Genomic DNA, 20,768 nt, shown 5'->3' on the forward strand with positions numbered 1-20,768 from the left:
CGATATGATTTCCCGAATTCGATGCGGAGTGCATGAAGCGCGAGCATCGCCCATTCGGCGAACCCGCCGCCCCCTGCGGGGGCGGCAGGTTCGTCAGGATTAGCGACAACTAGTTTAGCTTTCGCGACCGCATTACGGGTGAAGAGGCGGATCTCAGATACCACAGCAATCTGCCTCTTCGTATTCTACGGCAATAACGCGGTTGTAGCCCTTCCGTCTAGCGAAGCTACAGAGCCCTATATTCAGCACACAAAACCAGACAAAAATTTGGCATTCCCATCTCCCCGAAACCGTACTCCGACTACTCCCCGATGAGCCCTCGAATGTGCTCGACGTACTCTGCGAACTCGGCGTCAGTTCGCTCGCGGGGGCGAGCCAAATCCACGTCGACGACTTCGCGGACACGTCCGGGGTCGGCGGCCATGACGACGACGCGGTCCGAGAGCGTCACCGCCTCCTCGACGTCGTGGGTGACGAACAGCACGGTCTTCTCCGTCTCCGACCAGATGCTCAGTAGCTCCTCGTGGAGCATGTCGCGGGTCTGGGCGTCGACTGCGCCGAACGGTTCGTCCATCAAGAGAAGTTCCGGGTCGACGGCGAGCGCCCGAGCGATGCCGACACGTTGTTTCATCCCGCCGGAGAGCTCCCGCGGGTAGGCGTCGGCGAACTCGTCGAGGCCGACGAGTTCCAGCATCTCGCTGGTCCGTCGGCCACGCTCGGCTTTCTCGACGCCCTGCTCTTCGAGGCCGAAGGAGACGTTCTCCCGGACTGTGCGCCACGGGAAGAGGCCGTACTCCTGGAAGACCATCCCTCGGTCCGTCCCGGGGCCTTCGACGGGCGTACCGTCGAGGCGAACGGCCCCGGTAGTCGGGTCTTCGAGACCGGCGATGAGTCGGAAGAGCGTCGTCTTCCCACATCCCGAGGGGCCGACGATACAGACGAACTCGCCGTCGTCGACGCCGAAGTTCACGTCCTGCAGAGCCTGAACGGTCTGTCTGTCGGACTCGTAGCGCTTGCCGAGGCCGTCGACGTGGACTTTCTGGGCGTTCTGGGCGTTCTGGACGCCCTGTTCTTCCGTGCTCATGCTCTCCACTCCAGGACGTTCTGCTCGACGCGCCGGAACACGCCGTCGCTCACGAGGAACACCGCACTGATGACGAGCATGTAGGCGACCGAGACGTCCATCGAGAGGTTCTGTGCGGCGTTGATGATCTGAAAGCCGACGCCGGGCGCGCCGAACAGTTCGGCGGCGACGACGATCATCCAACACTGACCGATGCTCGTTCGGATGCCCGTCATAATCGAGGGCGACGCGGCCGGGAGGACGACCTTCCGAATCATCGTCAGGTCGTCGTCGACGCCGAGGCTGGCGGCGACTTCCTTCAGGTCCGTCGGGACGCCTTCGACGCCCGAGTAGGCGTTGTAGAAGTTGATCCAGAACGCGCCGATGCCGACGATGAACGCCGCGCCGTTGTGGTTGACGCCGAGCCAGATGATGGCGAAGGCGATCCACGCCAGCGGCGGAATCGGTCGCAGGACGCGCGTGACTGGTGTCAGCGCCGCGTCGAGCGACCCACTCCACCCCATCGCGACGCCCGAAGCGATACCGAGAACGCTCCCAATGAGGAGACCCGGGATGTAGTGATAGAGGCTCTCGACGAGTTTGACCGGGAGCCTCGTCGCTGGAATCTCCGTCCCGAGGACGGGGAGCACGAACGTCACCGGCGCGGTGAGTTCCGTTAGGAACGCTTGGGCGACGGCGAGCGGCGTCGGCAGGAGAATCCCACCGACCGCGAGCGCCCCGAGGTGCCAGACGAGGAGGAAGGCGACGGTGCCGAGGAGACCGAGGCCGACGTTGCGGAGGCCGGACTCGTCACCGAACAGGCGAGAGCGAAGCGACTCCTCGTCGCCCGCACCGACACTCACACCCGCGACACCGACGGTTCCACTCTCCTTGCTCATAGTGAGTCGTAGACGCCGTAGTCGAACATCTCGTCGACGGTCAACTGTTTCTCTATCTTGCCAGCGCGCTCGGCGTACTCGCTGAAGATCTTCGCCCCATCTTCGATCTCGTGGGGGTCGGTGATGAACGCCGACGCGCGCGACTCCATCGCCTTTTTCGCCGTCTCGACGGGGAGCGCCTCCTCGCCGATGACCGTCGAGGCGTGCTGTGCCGCTTTGTCGGGACTGTTCAGCGCGAAGTCCGTCGCCTTCTGGTGCTGCTCGACGAACGCCTTCGCGACGTCGGGGTTGTCCTCGCGGAGTCGGTCGTGCATCAGCGTGACCGCCGCCGGTTGGCCGGGCATGAAGTCACCCGCCCACGCGATTGGCTGGAACGGGGCGTCCCGCGACTCGATGACCGTCGGCACGGGTTCCATGATGCTCGTCCCGTCTATCTTGCCCGAGAGGAGCGCCTGTCGAACCGGGCCTGCGCCGCCGAGCGCCGTGATCTCGACGTCGTTCTCGGGGTCGACACCGACCGTGTCTTGGAGCCAGTAGCGGAGCAGGATGTCCGGTACCGACCCCGGCGGGAACGTCCCGAACTTGAACTTCCGGCCCTTCTCCTCTTCGAACTTCGTGAACGCCTCCTTACCGTACTCGTCCCACATCCCGGCGAACTCGTCGGTGGCGAGAATCTCCATCGCGTCTCGGATGTTCGCGGCGGTAATCTTCGAGGGGATGCCTTTGTCCATGACGATCATCGCCGGGACGATACCGAACATCATCACGTCGAAGTTCCCCTTCGCAGACGCCTGCACGATGCTCGGGCCGTCGGAGAAGAGTTTACCCGAGACGTCGACGGAGAGTTCGTCGAAGTACCCCTCTTCCTGCATGACGAAGTACTGCATATCCGGATAGATGGGCATGTAAGCGACGTTGAGTTCGTCGAGGCCGCCCCCGCCGCTTCCACCACTGCCACCGCCGACCGCTCCGGTACAACCAGCGAAGCTAGCCAGTCCTGCTGCACCCGCCGCCTGCAAGAACCGTCGTCGTGAGCGCGATGCGCCGCTACTGCGTGAGTCAGTCATTAGTCCGTGTTAGCGGTGAGTACTTAATCCGCACTCGTCTGCGGTAACTGTCATGGCAAAGCTGTCGTCCCGGGAAACGGCGGAATACGACGGTATCAGCCCGTCAATCCCACAGAATCCAGTGTTCGGCTGGTCTCGTTCGTCATAGCTATCGGCAATAGTTTCCCCATATTGGGGTGGATAGAGTACTCCGTTTGAGAGGTTCGCGGTGAAGAGACCCCGTAGGTGGCAAGAACTATCTCGGCGGAGGACGCGGGGTAGCGTATGACGACGTTCTCCAACCGCGTCGAGCAGATTTCTATCAGCGGCATCCGCGAAGTGTTCGAGGCAGCGGGCGACGACGCCATCAATCTCGGACTCGGGCAACCGGACTTCCCAGCACCCGACCACGCCCACCAAGCCGCCGTCGACGCTATCCAAGCCGGGAAAGCAGACGCCTACACGGAGAACAAGGGGATGTACGAACTACGCGAGGCTATCTCGGCGCGCTACAGCCAGGACCTCGACGTCGACGTCGACCCGGACGACGTCATCACCACCGCCGGCGGGAGCGAAGCGCTCCACCTCGCGATGGAGGCCCACGTCGAAGAGGGGGAGGAGGTCATCTTTCCCGACCCCGGCTTCGTCGCCTACGACGCGCTGACCAAACTCGCCGGCGGGAAACCGGTTCCCGTCCCGCTGCGTGACGACCTGACCATCGACCCCGAGGCAATCGAGGAGGCAATCACCGAAGACACGGCGGCGTTCGTCGTCAACAGCCCCGGGAATCCGACGGGTGCGGTGTCCACGGAGGAAGACGTTCGAGAGTTCGCCCGCATCGCCGACGAACACGACGTGCTCTGTATCTCCGACGAGGTCTACCAGTACTTCGTCTTCGACGGCGAGCACTACTCACCCATTCAGTTCGCCGAATCGGACAACGTCGTCGTCGTCAACGGCTGTTCGAAGGCCTACTCGATGACTGGCTGGCGACTCGGCTGGATTACCGGGTCGAGTCGCCGCATCGAGCGTATGATTCGCGTCCACCAGTACATCCAGGCGTGTACCTCCGCACCGGCGCAGTTCGCCGCCGAAGCGGCCCTCTCTGGGTCCCAAGACGTCGTACAAGAGATGAGCGACACGTTCGAAGAACGTCGTGACCTCGTCGTGAACGGTCTCGAAGAGATGGGACTCGACGTGCCGACGCCGAAGGGTGCGTTCTACGTGATGCCCGAGGTACCCGAGGGGTGGGTCGACGAGTGTATCTCTCGCGGCCTCATCGTCGTCCCCGGCGAAGCGTTCGGCGAACAGGGTGAGGGCTACGCGCGACTCTCCTACGCGACGAGCACGGAAGAGTTGGAAGAGGCGCTAGAGATTATGCGCGAAGCGACGGAAGCGGTGCAGTAAGTCGGACTATCCTGTCGTTGCGAAGTCACTTTGTACACGCCGTCTGACAGCCAGCTATGGCCCTCCCGTCACTGATAGACGCAGTCGAGATGTTCGTGTTCGTCGCGTGGGGTGGAATCCTCGGCGTGACCGTCGTTCGGTATCGGCGTAAAGCGATACGGCGAACGAAAGCGTACGGTCTGGGAGCGGTGTCGGTTCTGTGGCTCGCGTACAGCCTGTTTCAGCTTTCCGAGCAGGTAGCCGGAGTCACCGCGCCAGCAGTACAACTGGTTGGGTTAGTCGTCTTTCTCGCCGGCCTCGCTATCGGTGTTCTTTGGTGGCAAATCCGAAGCGCCGAGTCGACCACGGCGGCTTCTAACTGACGTTAAAAAGGATCACACCTCGTTTCCGCTGAAATATCCCGATTGTTCAGGTTTCGTTCAGGCTGCCGTCCGGTTGGCGAGTGCCCTGTCAGACCACGACGGTCGCTCGACCGTCTGGACGCTCGTCTCCGTGAGTTTGTAGCGGAGGTCCACCGTCTGGGTGCCCTGCTGGCTCTCGACGACGGCGTGTTGCGTCGCCTCGTGGATGCGGCCCGACGACCCGACGACGAGCGTCGCGTTGTAGGACGTCACACCCTCCAGTGTCGCGTTCGGTTCCGTCGCGGTCAGCGTGACGAGTGTCTCGCTGCCCGAGCGGTCGACGCCGGTGACGGAGAAGTTGCTGGCGCTGATGACCTGTTCGAGGTACTGTTCGTCGGGTGCGTACAGTTGGTTCTGGCCCGGAATCTGGTCGAGGGCGACGTACTGGGTGCTCCCGCCCGACGAGATGCGTGCGAGGGTCGTCGAGTCGTTCCACCAGTAGGCGACGCCCTGCGACTGGTTCCCCATCGCGCTAGAGATGTTCGTCCGGGCGGTGACGAACGCGGGGCGACCACCTGCCTCTGCACGAGAGGTCTGTGAGAGACTCGTCTCGTAGGCCGTCGAACTCTCGTTTCCGGACCCGGTGGCGACCGTTCCACCGAGGGTGATACGGTAGGCGTAGCCCGATTCGTTGAGCGCGTCGGTGTGGGCGGCGACGAGCGCCGAGGCGTTCTCGACACCGGACTGCGAGACGCCGGGCGGGAGTTCTTCGTCGGTCGGTTCGTTCGGACTGGTCAACTGGTTCGTACCCGCACAGCCTGCCAGCGTGAGGAGGACTGCCAAGAGCACGGGGAGGACCGCCTGTCTACGTTGCATTCGTCGAGACTTTCCGCTCCTCGGATAAGTGTCTTCGGAGCGGTCGACGAGGATGGTCACTCGTCGCCAGTGGATGACTGACAGCGGGAGGTGCTAGTCCGCAATCGACGGTTCTGGGTCGCGTTCGATGTCCTCGTTGAGGAGCGCGATGAGGTTCGTGTACGGGATGAACGCGAGGAACTCGTCGTCTTCGTCGTAGAGGTCGACGCCGTAGTCGGTGTGTTCGTAGCGGTCACACTGGATGTCGCCGTCGGGGAAATGTGCGCGGAACATACCTCCTGTGTGGACCGCCAGTTGCATCAATGTGTGCCCGGGGGAGTGTGAAGTGGTTCAGTCGCCTCGGTCACTTCGCCGTACTCACGATTTTGACCACGTCACCCTCCTCCAGCACGTAATCGTCGGAGATACGCCGACTGGACTTGGCGTTGACCGCGTGCAGGTAGCCCTCGCCGATGTCCGAGTGAACGGCAAAGGCGAGGTCCTTCGGCGTCGACCCCTGTGGGAGCAAGAACGCGTCTGGAAGGACGTTTCCCGTGCCGTCGGTCCACTTCGACTCGTTCTGGACGGGGAAGGCGGTGAGGTGGTCCAGTAGGTCGTAGACGGCGGTATCGAGCGCTTCTTGGACGCCCGTCCCACCGTACTCGGCCATCACGTCCCGAATCTGTTCGAGGCCCTTCTCTTGAGCACCGCTGAGGTCGCCGAGAATCTCGAAATCCGGGTCGCCGGGGTCGTAGTCGACGACGCCCGCCTCGACGCCCTTGCGAAGCGCGAGTTCGCCGTCGGCCGTCGTCGGGATGACCGGTTTCCCCGTCTCACGGAGGCGCTCGATGTTCTCCTCGGGCGCGATGTCGGCCTTGTTGGCGACGAGGATGATGGGCTTGGTCCGAGCGCGGATGTCGCGGGCCAGTGTCTCTCTGTCCTCGTCGGTCCACGACAGCGGACTCTCGGGGTAGTCGAGGTCACGGAGACTGGCGGCGACTTCGGCCTCCGTCGCACCGAACCCGGTGAGCAGTTCGGTCAACGTGTCGTCCATGTCGAAGTCGGGCGAGCGAGACTTGCGCTCGACGGACTCCCAGTTGCGGTCGATGATGCCCGCCAGCCACTGGTCCATCTCCTCCTCGATGAAGTCGACTTCCTCGACTGGGTCGTAGGTGCCGACTTCGACCGGTTCGCCCTCTTCGTTCGTCCCGCCGGAGGCGTCGACGACGTTGATGATGACGTCGGCGTTCGTCAACGCGTCGAGGAACTGGTTGCCCAGGCCACGCCCCTCGTGTGCGCCGGGGACGAGTCCGGCGACGTCGAGCAATTCGACGGGGACGTACCGTTTCCCGTCGTGGCAGTGCTCGTTGCCGCAGCGTTCCTCCTGTTCGAGACAGGGACAGTCGGTACGAACGTGGGTGACGCCGCGGTTCGGGTCGATAGTCGTGAAGGGGTAGTTCCCGACGTCGACGTCGGCCATCGTCGCGGCCTTGTAGAACGTCGACTTGCCCGCGTTCGGTTTGCCCGCGAGCGCGATAGACAACATAGCCCTCACTTTACCCGTCCGGGAAAACTGCCTTTCGGTCCCGCCGGCCCTCGGAGCGCACGAGAGGGAGCGTCTGTTTGGCGCGGTGTCACGTCTTCGAGGACGACCACGGGACAACTTAACTCAGCCACTCCTGAGCACATCTATTGGATTTACTGCAATATACCCCCAGACTTATTCCATTGAATCCATTCTACTCGAGTGATGAGTCAGAACAGAGATCACGAACGTAGCCCGTTCGAGAAGTTGAAGCATCACTACGAAGAGACCGACCTAGAGTGCCACGAGTGCGGGTACGACGATACGGAAGGTGAGTGGCAGACGCAGACGACCGGAGATACCGTCGAGTACCGTCACGTCTGCCCGAGTTGCGGCGCGATTCAGCGAAGAACTCTCTCAGTTGGAGAAGAGTAGACGCTCACTCACCGAAGTACGAACAGTTCGTACGACCCGAACAGCGGTTCAGCGGGTCGAGAGCGGCGAGTCCCGTACGGACGAACAGACTCTCGCGAAAGAAGAGCAGCCACGACTCGGATAACTCCGGGTACATCTCGTTTGCGTCGAAGGTAGCCGCCCATGAGAGGAACATTCAACGCGGTCTCTCCGTCGGTCTTCCAGACCGAGTCGTTCAGCGACCCAACAGACATAGCGTCCTTGGCCCGACTCCGGACTGCTCTCACAGCGTCACTGTTCGGTACTTCTCTCGGAGATATTCCGAACGTATTCGTCGCTGGCTCTTCAACCCTGTTGCATGACGTACCGGTTGGACGAAATCGACAAACGCATTCTCTATCATCTCGCTCGGGATGCACGAAGAACGACGGCCAGAGAGATCGCCGCAGAGGTCGACGTTTCGCCTGGTACCATCGGAAATCGAATCGAGAAACTGGAGGACCAGAAGATAATCGAGGGGTACCACGCCACAGTGAATTACGAGAAGGCGGCGAACTTACTCACGCATCTCTACATCTGCAACGCGCCGAGTTCCGAAAGAGAGCGTCTCGCGAGAGAGGCGCTCGAAGTGCCAGGCGTGATAAACGTCCGGCGGGCGATGACCGGCCGGGAGAACCTCCACGTGATGGCCGTCGGAAAAGACACGAAAGACATCGGTCGACTCAGCCAAGCGCTCACAGAACTCGGTTTGAAAGTCGAAAAGGAGGGCCTTCTCGAAGAGGAGTACTTCCATCCGTACCATCCGTACGGTCCAGATAGTGACCCCGGCCAGGCGGGGAAGAGCTTCATGAGTCTCGCAGGAGATGCCGAACTCACGGAACTCCGTCTTCTAGAAGAGGCACCTGTCGTGGGCGTCACCATCGCCGAGGCCGCGACTGATGGTATCTTGTCCGACGACGTACTCGTCGTCGCGATCGAACGAGGCGATTCGATGGTGACACCGAAAGGTGATGCCGAGTTCCAGCGCGGAGACATCGTCACCCTCCTGTTCCGAAATGGCATCAAAGATGGCGTCGTGAAGGCCTTCGGCGGCGACGTTGTCCATCGATAGGTACTGTCTGACTCTCCTACAGCCGTCGTCTATCCAGATTGGTGTTCGTGCAGTTCCCAGCGTCGCGAGTCCAACCGATACAGCGACAACTCGAGTCGGTCTGGACACTTACGGTCGAACGTTCGGAGGCGTTGCTGACGTCTCTCAGAGACCCAAGAGGTCGTCGACGGTCGCTCGGAGTTCGCCGTGGGCCGCGTAGGCGACGGCGAGTTCGTGGACCGTAAAGTGCGCGTGAAACGCGGCGTCGTGACCGGCCGCGTAGAGCGAGAGCCAGTCGTTGAGCGCGCGTTCGAGGAGCGACTGTTCGACTGGCGAGAGCGCGTCGTCGTCGGCCTGTCGAACCTCGACGTAGAGCGCGACGATGGGTTGGATGCCGCGAGTGAGACAGCGCTGTGGGTCGTCGGTTGCGGGGTCGAACGCTGCACACTCGCGTCGTGACTGCTCGACGAGTCGGGCCACCCTCGGCCACCGTGTCGAGCGACTCACCCGAACGCTCCTGTGATACCCGTTGGCATACGCTACGCGCTTCCTTCGAGGCGTCGGATATAAAGACTGTACGTTTACACGAACGCGACCGAACTACTCGGCATCCCGGGGTGTCTTCTTCCGCACGAGTTTCATGTCGCCGGTGGCGCGGACGGTGCCGTCGATGGTGCCGCCGTCGTAGAGACGCAGGTCCCCGCAGGAGACGTCGCCGAGAATCTGCGCCCCTTTCTTGATGGTGACCGACCCACTTCGGGTCGTCACGTCGCCGTGGACGCGCGTCCCCGACCCGACGGTGATGTCACCGCGGGCGCGGAGACTGCCGAAGATGTTGTTGTCCTCGCCGACGTCGATGGTCGACGCGCGGATGTTGCCGTGGAGTCGACAGCCGTTGCCGATGGTCGCGGGCGTCGAGACACGCCACGCGTCGTCGGAGACGCTGGCCCCACGCGGGATGACGAGCGGCGAGACGTCGTCGTCCTCGTCGTCCGAGAGCGCGGTGGCCAGTTCGTCGGCGGCGTCTTGCTCGCCGAGACGGAGCAGTTGCGAGAGGACGATGAAGTAGAAGACGAGCGTCGGAACCGGGTTACGGATGACGATCCAACCGTTGGCCTCGAAGCCTTCGTCGATGTCGACGTCGTCGCCGATGTCCAAGTCGCCGGAGACCATCAGGCGGCCGTCGATGGAGACTCGTTCGCCGAGGTAGGCGTCCTCGCCGACGAGGACGTTTCCGTCGACCGAGCACCAGACGTCGAGTCGGCAGTCGCCTTCGGCCTCGATGCCACCGCCGAACTGGACGCGTTCGCCAGCGATGACGTTCCGGCCGCGGACGCCGAACTCGACCGTCCCCTGCCCGCCGACGATAACGTCACCGTCCGTGACGAGGTCGTGCTCCTCGACGGTCGTCCCGTCGGGGATGCGGAGTTCGTCGAGTGGGTCCTGACCGAGTGACACAGAGCGAACCTGTACGTGGCTCCTATTAAACGGCGCGCAAGACGTGCGTCTGACGATATAACTGAGACGTCCTGCTGGTGATGCCCTTTTATAGCAGGCTGTGCAACGAGCGACTATGACTGTTCTCTCGTTCGACGACGACGGCGTCGACGTGGTCTACGAAGGCACCGAGTTCCGACTGGAGAAGGCACTCATCGAGGAGGCGACGCAGAAGTCCTACCCCGACGTCACCGACCACGACGTGCTGAAGATGGTCGAGAAGAACCCGGACCTCAGCGGCGAACCGCGGCGCGTCCAAGACATTCTCAAAGCGTCCTGAATCGGCGTCTCTCCTCGTCGCACTATCTTCGGCACTCGATGGGTCGTCTCTCGCCGGTATCCTGTTGCCAAGGTGTAAATATATCTGTAAAGCTATCCAAATATGTTTCCATATATCTCTGTCTTCGGGTAGAGGTTCGCCCACGCGAACCAGTACAATGGGGAGTGACCAGTGACACGAGTGAGCCTCGTTCCTTCGTGCGGGCCGTCCACCGCCCTTCCGCTCACGAGAGGCCACCGAGACCCCCCGGCGACGAGTTCGTCGCCGTCACGTTCGAAGTCGAGGGCGCGTCCGCCGACCCGACGGTCGTAAGCGACTAACGACCCGGCACGAGTCGCGGCGACGACGACGGGCAGCGTCCCGACGGTGTCGTTGACGACGCCACGTCTCTCGACGCTAGCGAGCGGATACGCACAGGCGGCCCCTCCAGACGTGACGCCGACCACCATCGTCTTGGGATGGAGTCGCTCGTCGACGCTTCGGCTGTCGCCGACGCCGACGCGCTCCGAGCGGTCGTAGCCGACGTACGGGTTCCGGCCGTAGTCACGCGACTGCCAGCCCTTCACCGTATCCGACGCTGGCGGTGGAAGGAGTACGACCGTCGTCGGATGTTCACGACGCCACTCGCCCCACGTCGCGATGGTCGAAGGAAGACGTGTGAGTGCGGTCCCAGTGAGCGGCCCCCGGATGGCCGTCGCCGAGAGTTGGCTCCAGAGCGACTCGGACTCGACGTCGTACAGCACGAGACCCGACTGCCAGAGTAGCCCCGACACGCCGAACGTTCGGACCGCACCCGCGACCGTCCTGTCGGTGACGACGCTACTTCCGCAGAGCGGACAGTAGGTGACGAGTAGTGGGCGGCCGAACGCCGCGTCGGCTGGAGTCCGACCGTCCGTCGAGCGTGGTTCGAAGACGTCGTTGACGGCTTCGTGCCAGTTCAAGATAGCGAGCGGGTAGGCCCGTGCGTCACCGCCGATGTCGATACCGACGACGAGTTCCTCCTCGCCGAGCGTTTGCCCGACAGACGACCAGTCCGTGGCAAACACGGGGTCGGTGATGGCGGGAATGCCGTCTTTGGCCGCACCACGATGGAGTCCGTTCGAGGACAAAGAGACGTCTGCGTCGTTCGCACTGTCTCCACCGGAGAGAGGTGGCTGTGGGCCGACCACGTCGCTGCGCTCGTTCCAGTGGCGGACGTGCTCGTAACAGCCAGCGCTGGCGGCGAGACCAGCGAGACCGACGGCGCCGAGGAAACGACGACGATTCATACTCTACTAGTCGCGCGGACGAGAGATAGAGGTCACTACACGGATGTCACTACATGGGCCAGTACACTCGACAGCTACCCGAGTCCGCGGCCGTCGGGCTTGTCTTCGAGCGTCCCGGTCTGCTCGATGAGATAGTCCATCAGACGAATCGCCGACTCTTCGACGTCGGCGAGTTCGTCCGTCGCCTGCCCACTGACCTTGACGTTCAACTGATAGAGAGCGAGTTCGACTTGCGGAACACTCGGGTCGTGATTCTCCGACGTCTCGTCGTGCTGTCCGTCCGTCTCGTCGTCGCGTTCTTCCGCGTCGGAAGACGCCTGCTCGTCGGCCATAGAGCGTAGTCGGCACCGGGTCGGATAAGCCTAAGCCTCCGTACGTCTCAGGCGGACCCGACGAACGTCTCGTCGTGGAGCGATTCGGTGACGAGGTCCATGAGCGTCCGCAGGTTCTCGGTGTCGTCACGGTTGTACGAGACGAGGGTGTCGAGTGCCGCGTCGTCGCCGCGTTCGTACTGACGCCAGAGGCGGACGGCGTCGCGTCCCGAGAGGTCCGGGCGGTCACGCTCGATGCCGACGTCCTTCTCGACCTGTTTCAGTCCTCCAGTTAGACCGAGTCGCTTGCAGGGGTACAGCAGGTCGACGTGAGGGACGTCGATGGTGAGGTCGAACGACTGTTCGAGGAAGGGGACGTCGAAGCGTTTGCCGTTGAACGACACGATGAGGTCGGCGGGAGCGAACTGCTCGCGGAGAGTCGCCGCGGTGAGGTCGTCTCCCTGTACGAGCGTCGTCGTCTCGTCGCCGCGGTGGAACGTCACCGTCGTCACGTCGTTGCGGGCCGCGTCGAGACCGGTCGTCTCGATGTCGAAGAAGCACGTCGAGTCGCGGAAGTTCTCGTAGAGTCGCCAACGCTCCTTGCTCGGGAAGGCACCGTCGAAGAACCGCGCGTCGCCGTCGGCGAGTCGTGGGGCCGCCTCGTCGACGAACTCCGCGATACGCCGCGCCGTCGTCTCGCCGACGACTGACCCGTCGAAGTCGTCCCAGTGGGTGATACCGTGTTCCCAGAGGCGACGTTCCGTCTTCGCGCCCACGCCGCGGACCGGGATGAAACTGTTCTCGATTCGCACGTCAAGATACCACTGCCGCGACGACGTAAACCTCTCGCACTCGCCCGCGTACGGAACCCCGACTCTCGGTGTTCGAGGTTCGGGGTACCCTTTTGCCCGTCGAACGCCTCTCTCGGGTATGTGCGGACGCTACACGCTGTTCACCCCGCAACCGACGCTGGAGGAGCGGTTCGACGCCGAGGCCGAGTCGCCGCTGGAACCGCGATACAACTGTGCTCCCGGTCAGCGTCTCCCCGTCATCACGAACGACGCGCCCGACACCATCCAGACGCTGAAGTGGGGACTCGTCCCCTCGTGGGCCGACAACGAGTCGGTCGGCAACAAACGCATCAACGCTCGCGCAGAGACCGTCCACGAGAAACGGAGTTTCGCCGAGGCGTACGAACAGCGTCGGTGTCTCGTCCTCGCCGACGGCTTCTACGAGTGGGTGAAACAGGAGTCGGGAAAACAGCCGTACCGTGTCGCGTTCACCGACGACCGACCGTTCGCGATGGCGGGGTTGTGGGAACGATGGACGCCGCCGCAGACGCAGACCGGTCTCAGCGACTTCGATGGTGGTGTCGCACCCGACGCCGACCCCGAACCGCTGGAGACGTTCACGGTCATCACGACCGAACCCAACGGACTCGTCTCGAAACTCCACCACCGAATGGCCGTCGTCCTCGACGAGTCCGAAGAGGAGACGTGGTTGACCGGTGACGCCGACGAAGTGCAGTCACTCCTCGACCCGTATCCCGACGACGCGATGGAGGCGTACCCCGTCTCGACGCAGGTGAACAGTCCGGCCAACGACGGACCAGCGCTCATCGAAGAAGTCGGGACGGGAGTGTGACACTGAGATGGTTCGAGGAGAGAGCAGTCGAGACAGGTCGTCAGGAGGACGACTCGGTGTCGTCGCTCGCTCCGTCCGACTGAGTGTACTCGTCTCGAAGGTTGGTTGGGTTCGACCCCACTTCCGCTGCCAACATCGGTTCGGCGTCGAGCGTCTCGCCGTGAACTAACTGCGGAAGGACGATTCGAACCGCCTCGAAGAGGAGGACGACGACGATGGGAAGCAGGAAGAACCCGTACCAACCGAGGAGAATCGGGCCGAGGACGTACGCGAACAACAGGAGTATCGTGTCGAACTGTCGCCCGGAGAGATACGGCTGGATGAACGACTGCGGCAGGATGTCCAAGACGAGCGCGTAGACGAGGAATGCACCGCCCACGAAGGGGAGATGATTCCCGCTCGTACGCGTCGCTTGGAGTGCGAGATACGCGACGACAGGGAGGTAGACCACCTTCCCGACGACGATGGGGATGAGACTCGCGAGTCCCGTCAAGAACCCCAACGCGAGTATCATCGGAACCTGTAGCCCCTGCGGGGCAACGACGTTCGTCGCCGCGTACAGCACCGTCGCGATGACGGCCATGACGACGACGAACACCAGGTTTCCGAAGAAAACCGACTCCAGGTCGTCGTCGACGGCGCGGGCGTACGCGTACGCCGTCGTCTCACGACCGCCGACCAACGTGACGAACGTCTCCGCCAGCGCATCGTCCCGTTCGAGGAGGACGTACGAGAGCGTCACCGAGAGTCCGAGGAGGATGACCGCTCCGAACGCCGCTTGCACGACGCTGAGGCCGTTCTGAAGCAGCGACCAGAGAGACCCTTGGAGCGTACTGCCCGAGAACGGGTTGTCGAGCAACGAGAGGAGTCGTGTCTGCCCCGAGGCCGGGAAGCCGTCGATACCGAAGAGGCGTGCAGCGAGCATCGACGCCGCGTTCCCCCCGAGTTGCTGCTGAACCTGATGGACCACCTGCGTACCGGTGTACAAGACGAGTACCAGCACTGGAAGCAACACCACCAGCACGGTCAACGTCGCCGCGAGTCGTTCGGAGTCGACAACTCGGCCGAGTCGGTCACAGAGGGGCCGAGTCGCGTAGTAGCCGAACACCCCGAGGACGAAGATACCGACGAACGAGTACGTGAGATACACCGCGACACTGGCGAGGACCAGCATGTAGAGCCACCACCCGAGGCGCTCTCGACTCGGCTGGTTCACAGGATGGCTCCCTCGCTCCGAAACGCCTCGAAAGCAGATGTATCGAACGATACCGTCGTGAGTGTGTCGTTGTTGTCAATCACAGTAACGTAGTCGCCTCGTTCCCGAGATACTCACCGAGCCACGTCCGAAAACGAACGACGTGTCTCGGTCCGAGTGCGGCGTCTTCTCGTCGGGCAGTCCGCACCCGAGGATTCCCTCAGTCTGCTACCGTTCGAGTGGGAGACGTAGTAAGGTTGTGGTCCCGATTGCATATAGCAATATAGAGTATATCTGGTGGAGAACAGACGATCACACCCAGACACTCACTCAGATTACAGGAACACGTCGCGGAGAGCAAGTCGAAAAACAGCACTCGGAACCCGGAGAGAACGAGATGTGAGACACGAGCAACCGAAGGCACCATCGAATCGTCTCGTTGTCAGCAGTCGATAAACCCGCTCGTAACACGACAGTAACTTGTCACGTGATAGTGGTGCAACCAAACAGAGCGAAACCCAAGACCGTGCTCCGAGAAGGGACACAACATCGAGCACGTAACTCCGGGGGTAAAGGTTGGGAGCTCCCGCTTCGAGGCGGTTACGTCGAAGCGGGGAGAAGCGAGTAGATGTTGGCTTCGTACGTCTCTCTGACTTTGTCGCCCCAGTTGTGGGTGTAGGTGTCGATGATGTCGTCGGCGACGTCGCCGCGGAGGTACTTGACGATTCCTCTATCACCGGTCCGGTCCCGGAGGTGCGTCGTGAAGAAATGTCGGAAGTAGTGCGGTGTGACGTTCTCGCTCGCTCCACCGCCAGTTCGGTACCATCCCCAGTCGCGAGCGTGCATCTCGACGATGTGTCGAACCGACTCGGGGTCAAGTCGTTCGCCCCATCGGTCCGACGTACCGACGAACAACGGGTCGGCAGGTGAAACCGCATCCGGACGTACCGCAAGCCATCGGACGAGGACGTGTTTGAGTTCGGCGTCGATAGGAACGACCGTCGCCCGTTTTCGTTTGTTCGACGCCGTCCGTTCCTCACCGTTCGTCGACTTTCCGAACGACGGGTCGGGTGAGACGAATATCGAGTCGGGGCGACCGTCGAGTTCTGCTCGATTGCCGAGTTCGTACGCACGCTCGGCATCGGTGTGGGTGAGAGCGACGTCTCGAAGGTCGAGATTGCAGAGTTCACCGACACGCATCCCAGTCTTGAGGAGTGTGACGACGACCGCTCGATGGAGTGGATGGCCGAGGTCCGCGACGAACCGCCGCATGGTGGGGACGTCGATTTCGCGCCGAGTCGGGTCTTTGTCGATGGTCTCGTCCATCTCCTCCATCACGAGCGTCATCGGATTCGATTCGAAGACTCCGACCTGCGTCATATACGCGTAGAACCGGTGGAGATACGCTGCGTACGTGGCGACCGTACTCGATTCGACGTCGCCGCGAAGGGTGTGGACCCACGCCATGCAGTGTCGGTGCGTCGCGTCGGCAGGGAGAATCGACTGCCCAAACGGGTTCGCTTCGGGTGTCGCCAGAAACGACTCGAATCGCCGAAGGACTCGTTCGTACGACTGTCGCGTCCGTTCGGTCTTTCCGTGAAAGACGAGGTCTTGGAGGAAGTATCCGACCGGATCTTCGGTCTCCTCCGAATCCTCGGGTGTCGTTTCAGTTCCCATCGGTCACGAGTGTGTAGCCACCGTGGCGACCACTGTATCTGATTCGATTCGACCCTTGGAGTTCACCGAGTGCGTCGTCGAGTCTGTCCTCCATATCGTCGGTGAGTGCAGAGACGAGTTGATCCCACGACATGTAGTCGTGGTCTTTAAGTACTGAGAGAAGGCGTGTTTCGAGGCCGCCACCCCTGGGGTCTGTGGTAGGAGGAGCACCTTCCTCGGGGTCGAGGTCGAACCCCTTTCGACCGGCTTGTACCATCGTGCGAACGAACTCACTTTGGCTCATTCCCATCTCGTCGGCGTGGGCTTGCCACGCGTCTTTTTGATAGGCTGGCACGTACGTCCTGACAGCACTCCGACTCGTGTCTGGATCCTCGCCCATGACTGAGTCTCGGACGCGACTCACTTCACTCTATCCCCACACATCCGGATAAAGTCACTTATGCGGAGAGAAAGTCCCACAGAGGAGCAAAGTGATAAGCACAGATGTTCGCATAACATGCAAATTTGGCACAGATTTCGGGATATACATCGTCGGTTCTGTGGTGGGTTCAGATATCCAGATATAAGATTCATCGGTGGGAGAAACGAGAACGTTCCACAGCAATCGGCCAGTCGACCCGTCCTGGACAATCTCGAATCATGATGTCGAAAGAGAATCAGCACTGATTGACCTCGCCCCGGGCAACGAACAATGAAGAGAACGTATCGGTGATTTGCGTCAGAGACGACAGACTCTTCTAGTCGAGTTACTCCGAAAACGTAAACTGGACGTTCTCCAGACCGAACCCGAGCGACTTCGCTGCGTCGTCGTAATCTTCGGCGTGAGCGAGACCAGTTCGAAGGATAATTTCGAGCGCGTCCGTCTCCGAGAGGTTTTCGTCGTCGTACTGTTTGACGAGTTCGGCGACGGCGTCTTGCAGTTCGAATCGCGTCTCTTTCAACAACTGGAACTGCTTCTGTTGTCGGTCGTCGGTGACCTTGGAGCGAGCCATCGCGTACGGGAGGCCGTTTCGGGTGACGACACCGAGTGAAGGCGGCGCTGTTTCGTCTGCTTTCGACGTTTCGGAAGTAGAGCCGTCGTCGGACGAGTCAGTCGAGTCCGAATTCGGGACAGCCTCGTTCGTTTCGGCGTCGTTCGAGACGGCTGGTGAGTCCGAATTTTTGAACGGACTCTTCGAGTAGTCGGCATCGCTGCCAGCTGAGGAGTACTTGTCGTCTCGGGCCATCAGTTCGCCACCTCCGCTTCGAGGTCATCAGTTTCTGTAGCAGTCCCTTCGACGAGATCGGCGACGCTCTCGAAGGAGTCGAGAATGTCGAGTTGATAGTCGCGAAGTTCGTACTCGTCGTGGTAGCGGAAGACGCTCATTCCTTCTCCCCAGGCGTCGCTGATCTTACTCCGCTTGTAGACGACGAACGGGGTGATGAGTCGGTCGCTCGCTTCGAGTTCGGCGAACACTTCTTGCTGTTTGTTCGTTTCACGCTTCTGAACGCGGTTCGGAACGACACCGAGGATCGAAAAGGAGACATCGACGCCGGGAATCCGGTTGAACCCGCGTTCCATCGCGGCGAGTTCTTCTTCGAGGCCACCGATGGCGGCGATTCCTTTATCGGTCATCTCGGCGGGTGCGACGACGTTCTGTGTCGCGACCATCGCGTTGGAGACGAGCGTCCCCGTCGTCGCTGGGGGGTCGACGAGCACGTAGTCGTACAGTTCGGTCAGTTGCTCCATCTCGTGGTGGAGAAGCCAGTGTTTACTCCCGGAGTCGAGGCCGTCGGCGGCTTCGACTTTCGACTCGATGTTCGCGAGGTCGTTGTGCGTCGGAATCAGGTCGAACTCGGGCGTCTCGATGACGATTTCGTCGAGTCGCTGAGTCTCGTCGACGAGGAGGTCGGCGATGTTCTCGTAGTCGTCGCGACTTGCCCACTCACCGTACCCCATGTGGTCGGTCATCCCGGCGTTTTGCGGGTCGAAGTCGATTGCGAGGACGTCGTATCCACGGCGAGACAGCGCAGCGGCGGTGTTGACGGTGAACGTCGTCTTTCCCGTCCCACCAGCCTCTGTCCAGAAGGTAACTGCGTTCGGCATGGTTGTCTCTGCGCGAGAGTCACTAATAAAAACACGTCAGACAAGCGGGTCACAGAGAGAGGACAGTAGAGAGAACACGAATGCGCCAACAACCGTGAGAACTTGTTTGACGATTGTAAGACTATCCAGCAGCATTTCATACCATCTAAACATGTAGATAATAATGTAGATAAATGTCTAAATAAGAAAATACAGGGACAAACTATTCATTTGTACAGATCACGAGGAGAGAATAGAAGAGACGACACAAAGTGGGGCGCAGACGCAACCCCGTCTCACACCGTCGCTCGCACGGCGGTGGACGTAGCTGAAGCGGTCTGCGTAAGGGAGTGTCGGGTGAGACGGCTTCGAGACCTACGAACAGTTTCGTGGAAAGAAGTTCAAAGAAGATTGCTCGACGCTAGAACGCGTCCCAACAGGTTCGGTCACGCTGAAAAACAGCGTCGTCGTCGAGAATTTGTCGTCAGCTTTGTCATCGAGCAACGGTTCAACAGCGACAAATAAATTAGATACTGCTATACAGAATTGGGTGGGCAAGTGCTCAAAAGTAGTGTCAAATAGTTGTTCTTTTGATTCTCGAAGAACCGAGGACTCACGGTCTACAGAGCCAAGAAGTAGCCTCAGTGCCGCGAGAGAGTCCCACTCGTTGAATTCATCGACTGTGACACACCGAAATCGCTCGAGACGTCGCACACAGAGACCCCTCGATACAGAGAGTTTAACAAGATTCCCGCGCTGAGTTAATACATGACCGTCGTCAGTGTCTCCATGCCCGAAGAGCTACTCAACCGAATCGACGAGTTCGCCGACGAACACGGCTACACCGGGCGAAGCGAGGTGCTCCGCGAAGCGAGTCGAAACCTCCTCGGCGAGTTCGAGGACAAGCGGTTAGAGGACCGCGAACTGATGGGAATCGTCACCGTCCTCTTCGACTTCGAGACGACGAGCGTCGAAGAGCGAATGATGCGACTTCGTCACGAGCACGAAGATCTCGTCGCCTCGAACTTCCACAGTCACGTCGGCCACCACTACTGCATGGAACTGTTCGTCCTCGAAGGGTCACTCGAAGAGATTTCGACGTTCGTCGGGAAGCTCCGGGCGACGAAAGACACGCTCAGCATCGACTACTCGGTGATGCCAGTCGACGACTTCGGGCCGTTCAGTACTTCCGAGTGAACGTCAGGCTTCGATTGCCGTCTCTAGCTGTTGGTCGGTGAGGAGTTCTTTCACGTCTTCGGTGGCGTCGCTCGCCTCTGTCGGGTTCTCCATCAGTACCGTCTCGCTCGGGAAGAGGTGTTCTCCGAGGACGAGACCGTAGTCACGCGCCGTCGACCCAGTGACGGTGAGGTAGATACCGAGACCGGTGTCGGCGATGGCGGCCTCTTCTTCGTCGGCGTCGGGCGCAGGATACGCGAAGTCGACGTCGGTCAGTGCGTCGGTGCCGAGCACTGCCTCGACGAGCCGTTCGTAGCGCGGCGAGATACAGAGGTCACCTGTGTAGTCGGCGACGAACTCACGGTCGAGCTCCGCACCCGGTGGGAGTACTTCGGGCTTTGCCATCAGCGTGTGGTAGACCGTATCACCGAGTCCGGTGACGACGCGGACGTCGGACTCGCGGGGGTCGATACGGGCGTTCACGTCGGCGAGGCTGTCGAGACCGTCGGGCCGAAGCGAGACGACCTCTTCGAGCACGAGATCTGCACTGTCGAAGCCGAGGGCGAACTCGTGGGTCCGAAGCGACCGGAACGGCTCTTCACGGCCGACGAGCTGGACGTTCACGGCGTCGGTCTCGATAGTGACGCTGTCGAAGACGATACGCCGCGGTTTGCCGTCTCGGTCGTCTCGGAGGAGCGTGTACTCTGGCGACGTGGGGTCCGAGAGGTCGCTGTAGTCGGCCAGCCGTTCGTACACGTCGCGGTCCGGATGCTGTCGGCCCTTGGTGACGGCTTTCTCGTATCGAAGCGTCGAGGAGACCTCGTCTGCAAGTGCGTGAACACCTGCGCCGGCGGCGAGGCGTTCGAGCACTGCTTCGAGGGGCCGTCCCTTACGGGGCACAGCAACACAGACCGTTTCTGTCATTAGCGGACGCTAGTGGTCGCGAACTAAACCGGTTGCGCTTTCGGCAGCGTCTGGACAAGTGCCATAACCACTAACCGGCAGGTCTACGTGA

25 protein-coding genes and 1 pseudogene are annotated in these 20,768 nt (G+C 61.3%); 7 read left to right on the forward strand and 19 right to left on the reverse strand.

Annotated elements, in window-relative coordinates; all coding sequences use genetic code 11:
- From BM083_RS19045 to BM083_RS19060, 4 genes and pseudogenes are all read right to left on the reverse strand, one after another.
- Positions 1-164 (reverse strand): annotated as a pseudogene (locus tag BM083_RS19045) (IS5/IS1182 family transposase); the annotation flags it as partial.
- A gap of 137 nt (positions 165-301) precedes the next feature.
- Positions 302-1,084, reverse strand: coding sequence for an ABC transporter ATP-binding protein (locus tag BM083_RS19050; protein WP_245756950.1), 783 nt, complete (start codon positions 1,082-1,084; stop codon positions 302-304).
- Complete coding sequence (locus tag BM083_RS19055; RefSeq protein WP_089871677.1) at positions 1,081-1,962, reverse strand: ABC transporter permease; 882 nt, start codon at positions 1,960-1,962, stop codon at positions 1,081-1,083. The genes BM083_RS19050 and BM083_RS19055 overlap by 4 nt, the downstream gene beginning before the upstream one ends.
- Positions 1,959-3,029, reverse strand: a complete 1,071-nt coding sequence (locus tag BM083_RS19060) for an ABC transporter substrate-binding protein (protein WP_089871680.1) — start codon at positions 3,027-3,029, stop codon at positions 1,959-1,961. The genes BM083_RS19055 and BM083_RS19060 overlap by 4 nt, the downstream gene beginning before the upstream one ends.
- 264 nt (positions 3,030-3,293) lie before the next feature.
- Here BM083_RS19060 and BM083_RS19065 point away from each other — a divergent pair, with 264 nt between their 5' ends.
- Together BM083_RS19065 and BM083_RS19070 are read left to right on the forward strand one after the other, a co-directional pair.
- The gene (locus BM083_RS19065) at positions 3,294-4,415 is read left to right on the forward strand and encodes a pyridoxal phosphate-dependent aminotransferase (RefSeq protein ID WP_089871683.1); all 1,122 of its coding nucleotides are present in this window, start codon (positions 3,294-3,296) and stop codon (positions 4,413-4,415) included.
- A gap of 56 nt (positions 4,416-4,471) precedes the next feature.
- On the forward strand, positions 4,472-4,777 hold the full coding sequence (locus BM083_RS19070) for a hypothetical protein (protein ID WP_089871685.1): 306 nt from the start codon (positions 4,472-4,474) through the stop codon (positions 4,775-4,777).
- Positions 4,778-4,834: 57 nt separating this feature from the next.
- On the opposite strand, the gene BM083_RS19075 is transcribed toward BM083_RS19070, so the two are convergent.
- The 3 genes from BM083_RS19075 to BM083_RS19085 all read right to left on the reverse strand — a co-directional run bounded on the left by BM083_RS19075 (position 4,835) and on the right by BM083_RS19085 (position 7,157).
- The gene (locus tag BM083_RS19075; RefSeq protein ID WP_089871687.1) at positions 4,835-5,632 is read right to left on the reverse strand and encodes a DUF7537 family lipoprotein; all 798 of its coding nucleotides are present in this window, start codon (positions 5,630-5,632) and stop codon (positions 4,835-4,837) included.
- A 93-nt stretch (positions 5,633-5,725) separates the two neighbouring features.
- Positions 5,726-5,905: a hypothetical protein gene (locus tag BM083_RS19080; protein WP_089871689.1), complete on the reverse strand. Its 180-nt coding sequence runs from the start codon at positions 5,903-5,905 to the stop codon at positions 5,726-5,728.
- Positions 5,906-5,975: 70 nt separating this feature from the next.
- Complete coding sequence (locus tag BM083_RS19085) at positions 5,976-7,157, reverse strand: redox-regulated ATPase YchF (protein ID WP_089871691.1); 1,182 nt, start codon at positions 7,155-7,157, stop codon at positions 5,976-5,978.
- 204 nt (positions 7,158-7,361) lie between these two features.
- Here BM083_RS19085 and BM083_RS19090 point away from each other — a divergent pair, with 204 nt between their 5' ends.
- Positions 7,362-7,571 carry an HVO_0649 family zinc finger protein gene (locus BM083_RS19090; RefSeq protein ID WP_009365519.1) on the forward strand — a complete coding sequence of 70 codons (210 nt, stop codon included), beginning with the start codon at positions 7,362-7,364 and terminating at the stop codon, positions 7,569-7,571.
- 4 nt (positions 7,572-7,575) lie between these two features.
- Here the strand turns inward: BM083_RS19090 and BM083_RS23520 are convergent, their stop codons facing one another.
- Positions 7,576-7,746: a hypothetical protein gene (locus tag BM083_RS23520; protein WP_177197706.1), complete on the reverse strand. Its 171-nt coding sequence runs from the start codon at positions 7,744-7,746 to the stop codon at positions 7,576-7,578.
- Between the two features lie 162 nt (positions 7,747-7,908).
- On the opposite strand from BM083_RS23520, the gene BM083_RS19095 reads away from it, so the two are divergent.
- Positions 7,909-8,661: an AsnC family transcriptional regulator gene (locus BM083_RS19095; protein WP_089871693.1), complete on the forward strand. Its 753-nt coding sequence runs from the start codon at positions 7,909-7,911 to the stop codon at positions 8,659-8,661.
- 144 nt (positions 8,662-8,805) lie between these two features.
- Here BM083_RS19095 and BM083_RS19100 read toward each other — a convergent pair whose 3' ends face one another.
- Positions 8,806-9,120: a DUF8055 family protein gene (locus tag BM083_RS19100; RefSeq protein ID WP_089871695.1), complete on the reverse strand. Its 315-nt coding sequence runs from the start codon at positions 9,118-9,120 to the stop codon at positions 8,806-8,808.
- Between the two features lie 120 nt (positions 9,121-9,240).
- Complete coding sequence (locus BM083_RS19105; RefSeq protein WP_089871697.1) at positions 9,241-10,098, reverse strand: polymer-forming cytoskeletal protein; 858 nt, start codon at positions 10,096-10,098, stop codon at positions 9,241-9,243.
- Positions 10,099-10,213: 115 nt separating this feature from the next.
- Here BM083_RS19105 and BM083_RS19110 point away from each other — a divergent pair, with 115 nt between their 5' ends.
- Complete coding sequence (locus BM083_RS19110; RefSeq protein ID WP_009365514.1) at positions 10,214-10,417, forward strand: DUF5800 family protein; 204 nt, start codon at positions 10,214-10,216, stop codon at positions 10,415-10,417.
- Between the two features lie 92 nt (positions 10,418-10,509).
- On the opposite strand, the gene BM083_RS19115 is transcribed toward BM083_RS19110, so the two are convergent.
- The 3 genes from BM083_RS19115 to BM083_RS19125 form a co-directional block, all read right to left on the reverse strand.
- The gene (locus tag BM083_RS19115) at positions 10,510-11,685 is read right to left on the reverse strand and encodes a DUF3179 domain-containing protein (RefSeq protein ID WP_089871699.1); all 1,176 of its coding nucleotides are present in this window, start codon (positions 11,683-11,685) and stop codon (positions 10,510-10,512) included.
- Positions 11,686-11,759: 74 nt separating this feature from the next.
- A complete protein-coding gene (locus BM083_RS19120; protein WP_009365511.1) occupies positions 11,760-12,017 on the reverse strand; it encodes a DUF8002 family protein in 258 nt (85 codons plus the stop codon).
- A gap of 47 nt (positions 12,018-12,064) precedes the next feature.
- A complete protein-coding gene (locus BM083_RS19125; RefSeq protein ID WP_089871700.1) occupies positions 12,065-12,808 on the reverse strand; it encodes a ribonuclease H-like domain-containing protein in 744 nt (247 codons plus the stop codon).
- Between the two features lie 118 nt (positions 12,809-12,926).
- On the opposite strand from BM083_RS19125, the gene BM083_RS19130 reads away from it, so the two are divergent.
- Positions 12,927-13,640 (forward strand): SOS response-associated peptidase, encoded by a 714-nt coding sequence (locus BM083_RS19130; protein WP_089871701.1) that lies wholly within the window; start codon positions 12,927-12,929, stop codon positions 13,638-13,640.
- 40 nt (positions 13,641-13,680) lie between these two features.
- On the opposite strand, the gene BM083_RS19135 is transcribed toward BM083_RS19130, so the two are convergent.
- The 5 genes from BM083_RS19135 to BM083_RS19155 all read right to left on the reverse strand — a co-directional run bounded on the left by BM083_RS19135 (position 13,681) and on the right by BM083_RS19155 (position 18,598).
- Positions 13,681-14,856, reverse strand: coding sequence for an AI-2E family transporter (locus BM083_RS19135; protein WP_177197707.1), 1,176 nt, complete (start codon positions 14,854-14,856; stop codon positions 13,681-13,683).
- 579 nt (positions 14,857-15,435) lie between these two features.
- Entirely contained in the window at positions 15,436-16,512 is a 1,077-nt protein-coding gene (locus BM083_RS19140) for a tyrosine-type recombinase/integrase (RefSeq protein WP_089871703.1), read from the reverse strand.
- Positions 16,502-16,891 (reverse strand): DUF5805 domain-containing protein, encoded by a 390-nt coding sequence (locus BM083_RS19145; RefSeq protein ID WP_089871959.1) that lies wholly within the window; start codon positions 16,889-16,891, stop codon positions 16,502-16,504. Before BM083_RS19145 ends, BM083_RS19140 begins: the two co-directional genes overlap by 11 nt.
- Before the next feature lie 367 nt (positions 16,892-17,258).
- Positions 17,259-17,738 carry a DUF7970 domain-containing protein gene (locus BM083_RS19150; RefSeq protein WP_089871706.1) on the reverse strand — a complete coding sequence of 160 codons (480 nt, stop codon included), beginning with the start codon at positions 17,736-17,738 and terminating at the stop codon, positions 17,259-17,261.
- Complete coding sequence (locus BM083_RS19155) at positions 17,738-18,598, reverse strand: ParA family protein (protein ID WP_089871708.1); 861 nt, start codon at positions 18,596-18,598, stop codon at positions 17,738-17,740. Before BM083_RS19155 ends, BM083_RS19150 begins: the two co-directional genes overlap by 1 nt.
- A 747-nt stretch (positions 18,599-19,345) precedes the next feature.
- Between BM083_RS19155 and BM083_RS19160 the strand changes: the two genes are divergently transcribed.
- Positions 19,346-19,774 carry a CopG family ribbon-helix-helix protein gene (locus tag BM083_RS19160; RefSeq protein WP_009365503.1) on the forward strand — a complete coding sequence of 143 codons (429 nt, stop codon included), beginning with the start codon at positions 19,346-19,348 and terminating at the stop codon, positions 19,772-19,774.
- Between the two features lie 3 nt (positions 19,775-19,777).
- Here BM083_RS19160 and BM083_RS19165 read toward each other — a convergent pair whose 3' ends face one another.
- Positions 19,778-20,677, reverse strand: coding sequence for a phosphoribosyltransferase HisG-related protein (locus BM083_RS19165; RefSeq protein WP_089871710.1), 900 nt, complete (start codon positions 20,675-20,677; stop codon positions 19,778-19,780).
- Positions 20,678-20,768: the final 91 nt, after the last annotated feature.

Origin of the sequence: Halogranum rubrum, from assembly GCF_900114455.1 — an archaeon.
Lineage (GTDB): Archaea > Halobacteriota > Halobacteria > Halobacteriales > Haloferacaceae > Halogranum > Halogranum rubrum.

Excerpts from the sequence above, each read along its gene's own strand:
- BM083_RS19055 (WP_089871677.1), bottom strand. The coding sequence starts at position 1,962 with ATGAGCAAGGAGAGTGGAACCGTCGGTGTCGCGGGTGTGAGTGTCGGT.
- BM083_RS19155 (WP_089871708.1), bottom strand. The coding sequence starts at position 18,598 with ATGCCGAACGCAGTTACCTTCTGGACAGAGGCTGGTGGGACGGGAAAG.
- BM083_RS19075 (WP_089871687.1), bottom strand. The coding sequence starts at position 5,632 with ATGCAACGTAGACAGGCGGTCCTCCCCGTGCTCTTGGCAGTCCTCCTC.
- BM083_RS19140 (WP_089871703.1), bottom strand. The coding sequence starts at position 16,512 with ATGGGAACTGAAACGACACCCGAGGATTCGGAGGAGACCGAAGATCCG.
- BM083_RS19080 (WP_089871689.1), bottom strand. The coding sequence starts at position 5,905 with ATGTTCCGCGCACATTTCCCCGACGGCGACATCCAGTGTGACCGCTAC.
- BM083_RS19150 (WP_089871706.1), bottom strand. The coding sequence starts at position 17,738 with ATGGCCCGAGACGACAAGTACTCCTCAGCTGGCAGCGATGCCGACTAC.
- BM083_RS19145 (WP_089871959.1), bottom strand. The coding sequence starts at position 16,891 with ATGGGCGAGGATCCAGACACGAGTCGGAGTGCTGTCAGGACGTACGTG.
- BM083_RS19060 (WP_089871680.1), bottom strand. The coding sequence starts at position 3,029 with ATGACTGACTCACGCAGTAGCGGCGCATCGCGCTCACGACGACGGTTC.
- BM083_RS19085 (WP_089871691.1), bottom strand. The coding sequence starts at position 7,157 with ATGTTGTCTATCGCGCTCGCGGGCAAACCGAACGCGGGCAAGTCGACG.
- BM083_RS19160 (WP_009365503.1), top strand. The coding sequence starts at position 19,346 with ATGACCGTCGTCAGTGTCTCCATGCCCGAAGAGCTACTCAACCGAATC.
- BM083_RS19065 (WP_089871683.1), top strand. The coding sequence starts at position 3,294 with ATGACGACGTTCTCCAACCGCGTCGAGCAGATTTCTATCAGCGGCATC.
- BM083_RS23520 (WP_177197706.1), bottom strand. The coding sequence starts at position 7,746 with ATGTTCCTCTCATGGGCGGCTACCTTCGACGCAAACGAGATGTACCCG.
- BM083_RS19165 (WP_089871710.1), bottom strand. The coding sequence starts at position 20,677 with ATGACAGAAACGGTCTGTGTTGCTGTGCCCCGTAAGGGACGGCCCCTC.
- BM083_RS19090 (WP_009365519.1), top strand. The coding sequence starts at position 7,362 with ATGAGTCAGAACAGAGATCACGAACGTAGCCCGTTCGAGAAGTTGAAG.
- BM083_RS19130 (WP_089871701.1), top strand. The coding sequence starts at position 12,927 with ATGTGCGGACGCTACACGCTGTTCACCCCGCAACCGACGCTGGAGGAG.
- BM083_RS19110 (WP_009365514.1), top strand. The coding sequence starts at position 10,214 with ATGACTGTTCTCTCGTTCGACGACGACGGCGTCGACGTGGTCTACGAA.
- BM083_RS19095 (WP_089871693.1), top strand. The coding sequence starts at position 7,909 with ATGACGTACCGGTTGGACGAAATCGACAAACGCATTCTCTATCATCTC.
- BM083_RS19120 (WP_009365511.1), bottom strand. The coding sequence starts at position 12,017 with ATGGCCGACGAGCAGGCGTCTTCCGACGCGGAAGAACGCGACGACGAG.
- BM083_RS19070 (WP_089871685.1), top strand. The coding sequence starts at position 4,472 with ATGGCCCTCCCGTCACTGATAGACGCAGTCGAGATGTTCGTGTTCGTC.
- BM083_RS19050 (WP_245756950.1), bottom strand. The coding sequence starts at position 1,084 with ATGAGCACGGAAGAACAGGGCGTCCAGAACGCCCAGAACGCCCAGAAA.
- BM083_RS19115 (WP_089871699.1), bottom strand. The coding sequence starts at position 11,685 with ATGAATCGTCGTCGTTTCCTCGGCGCCGTCGGTCTCGCTGGTCTCGCC.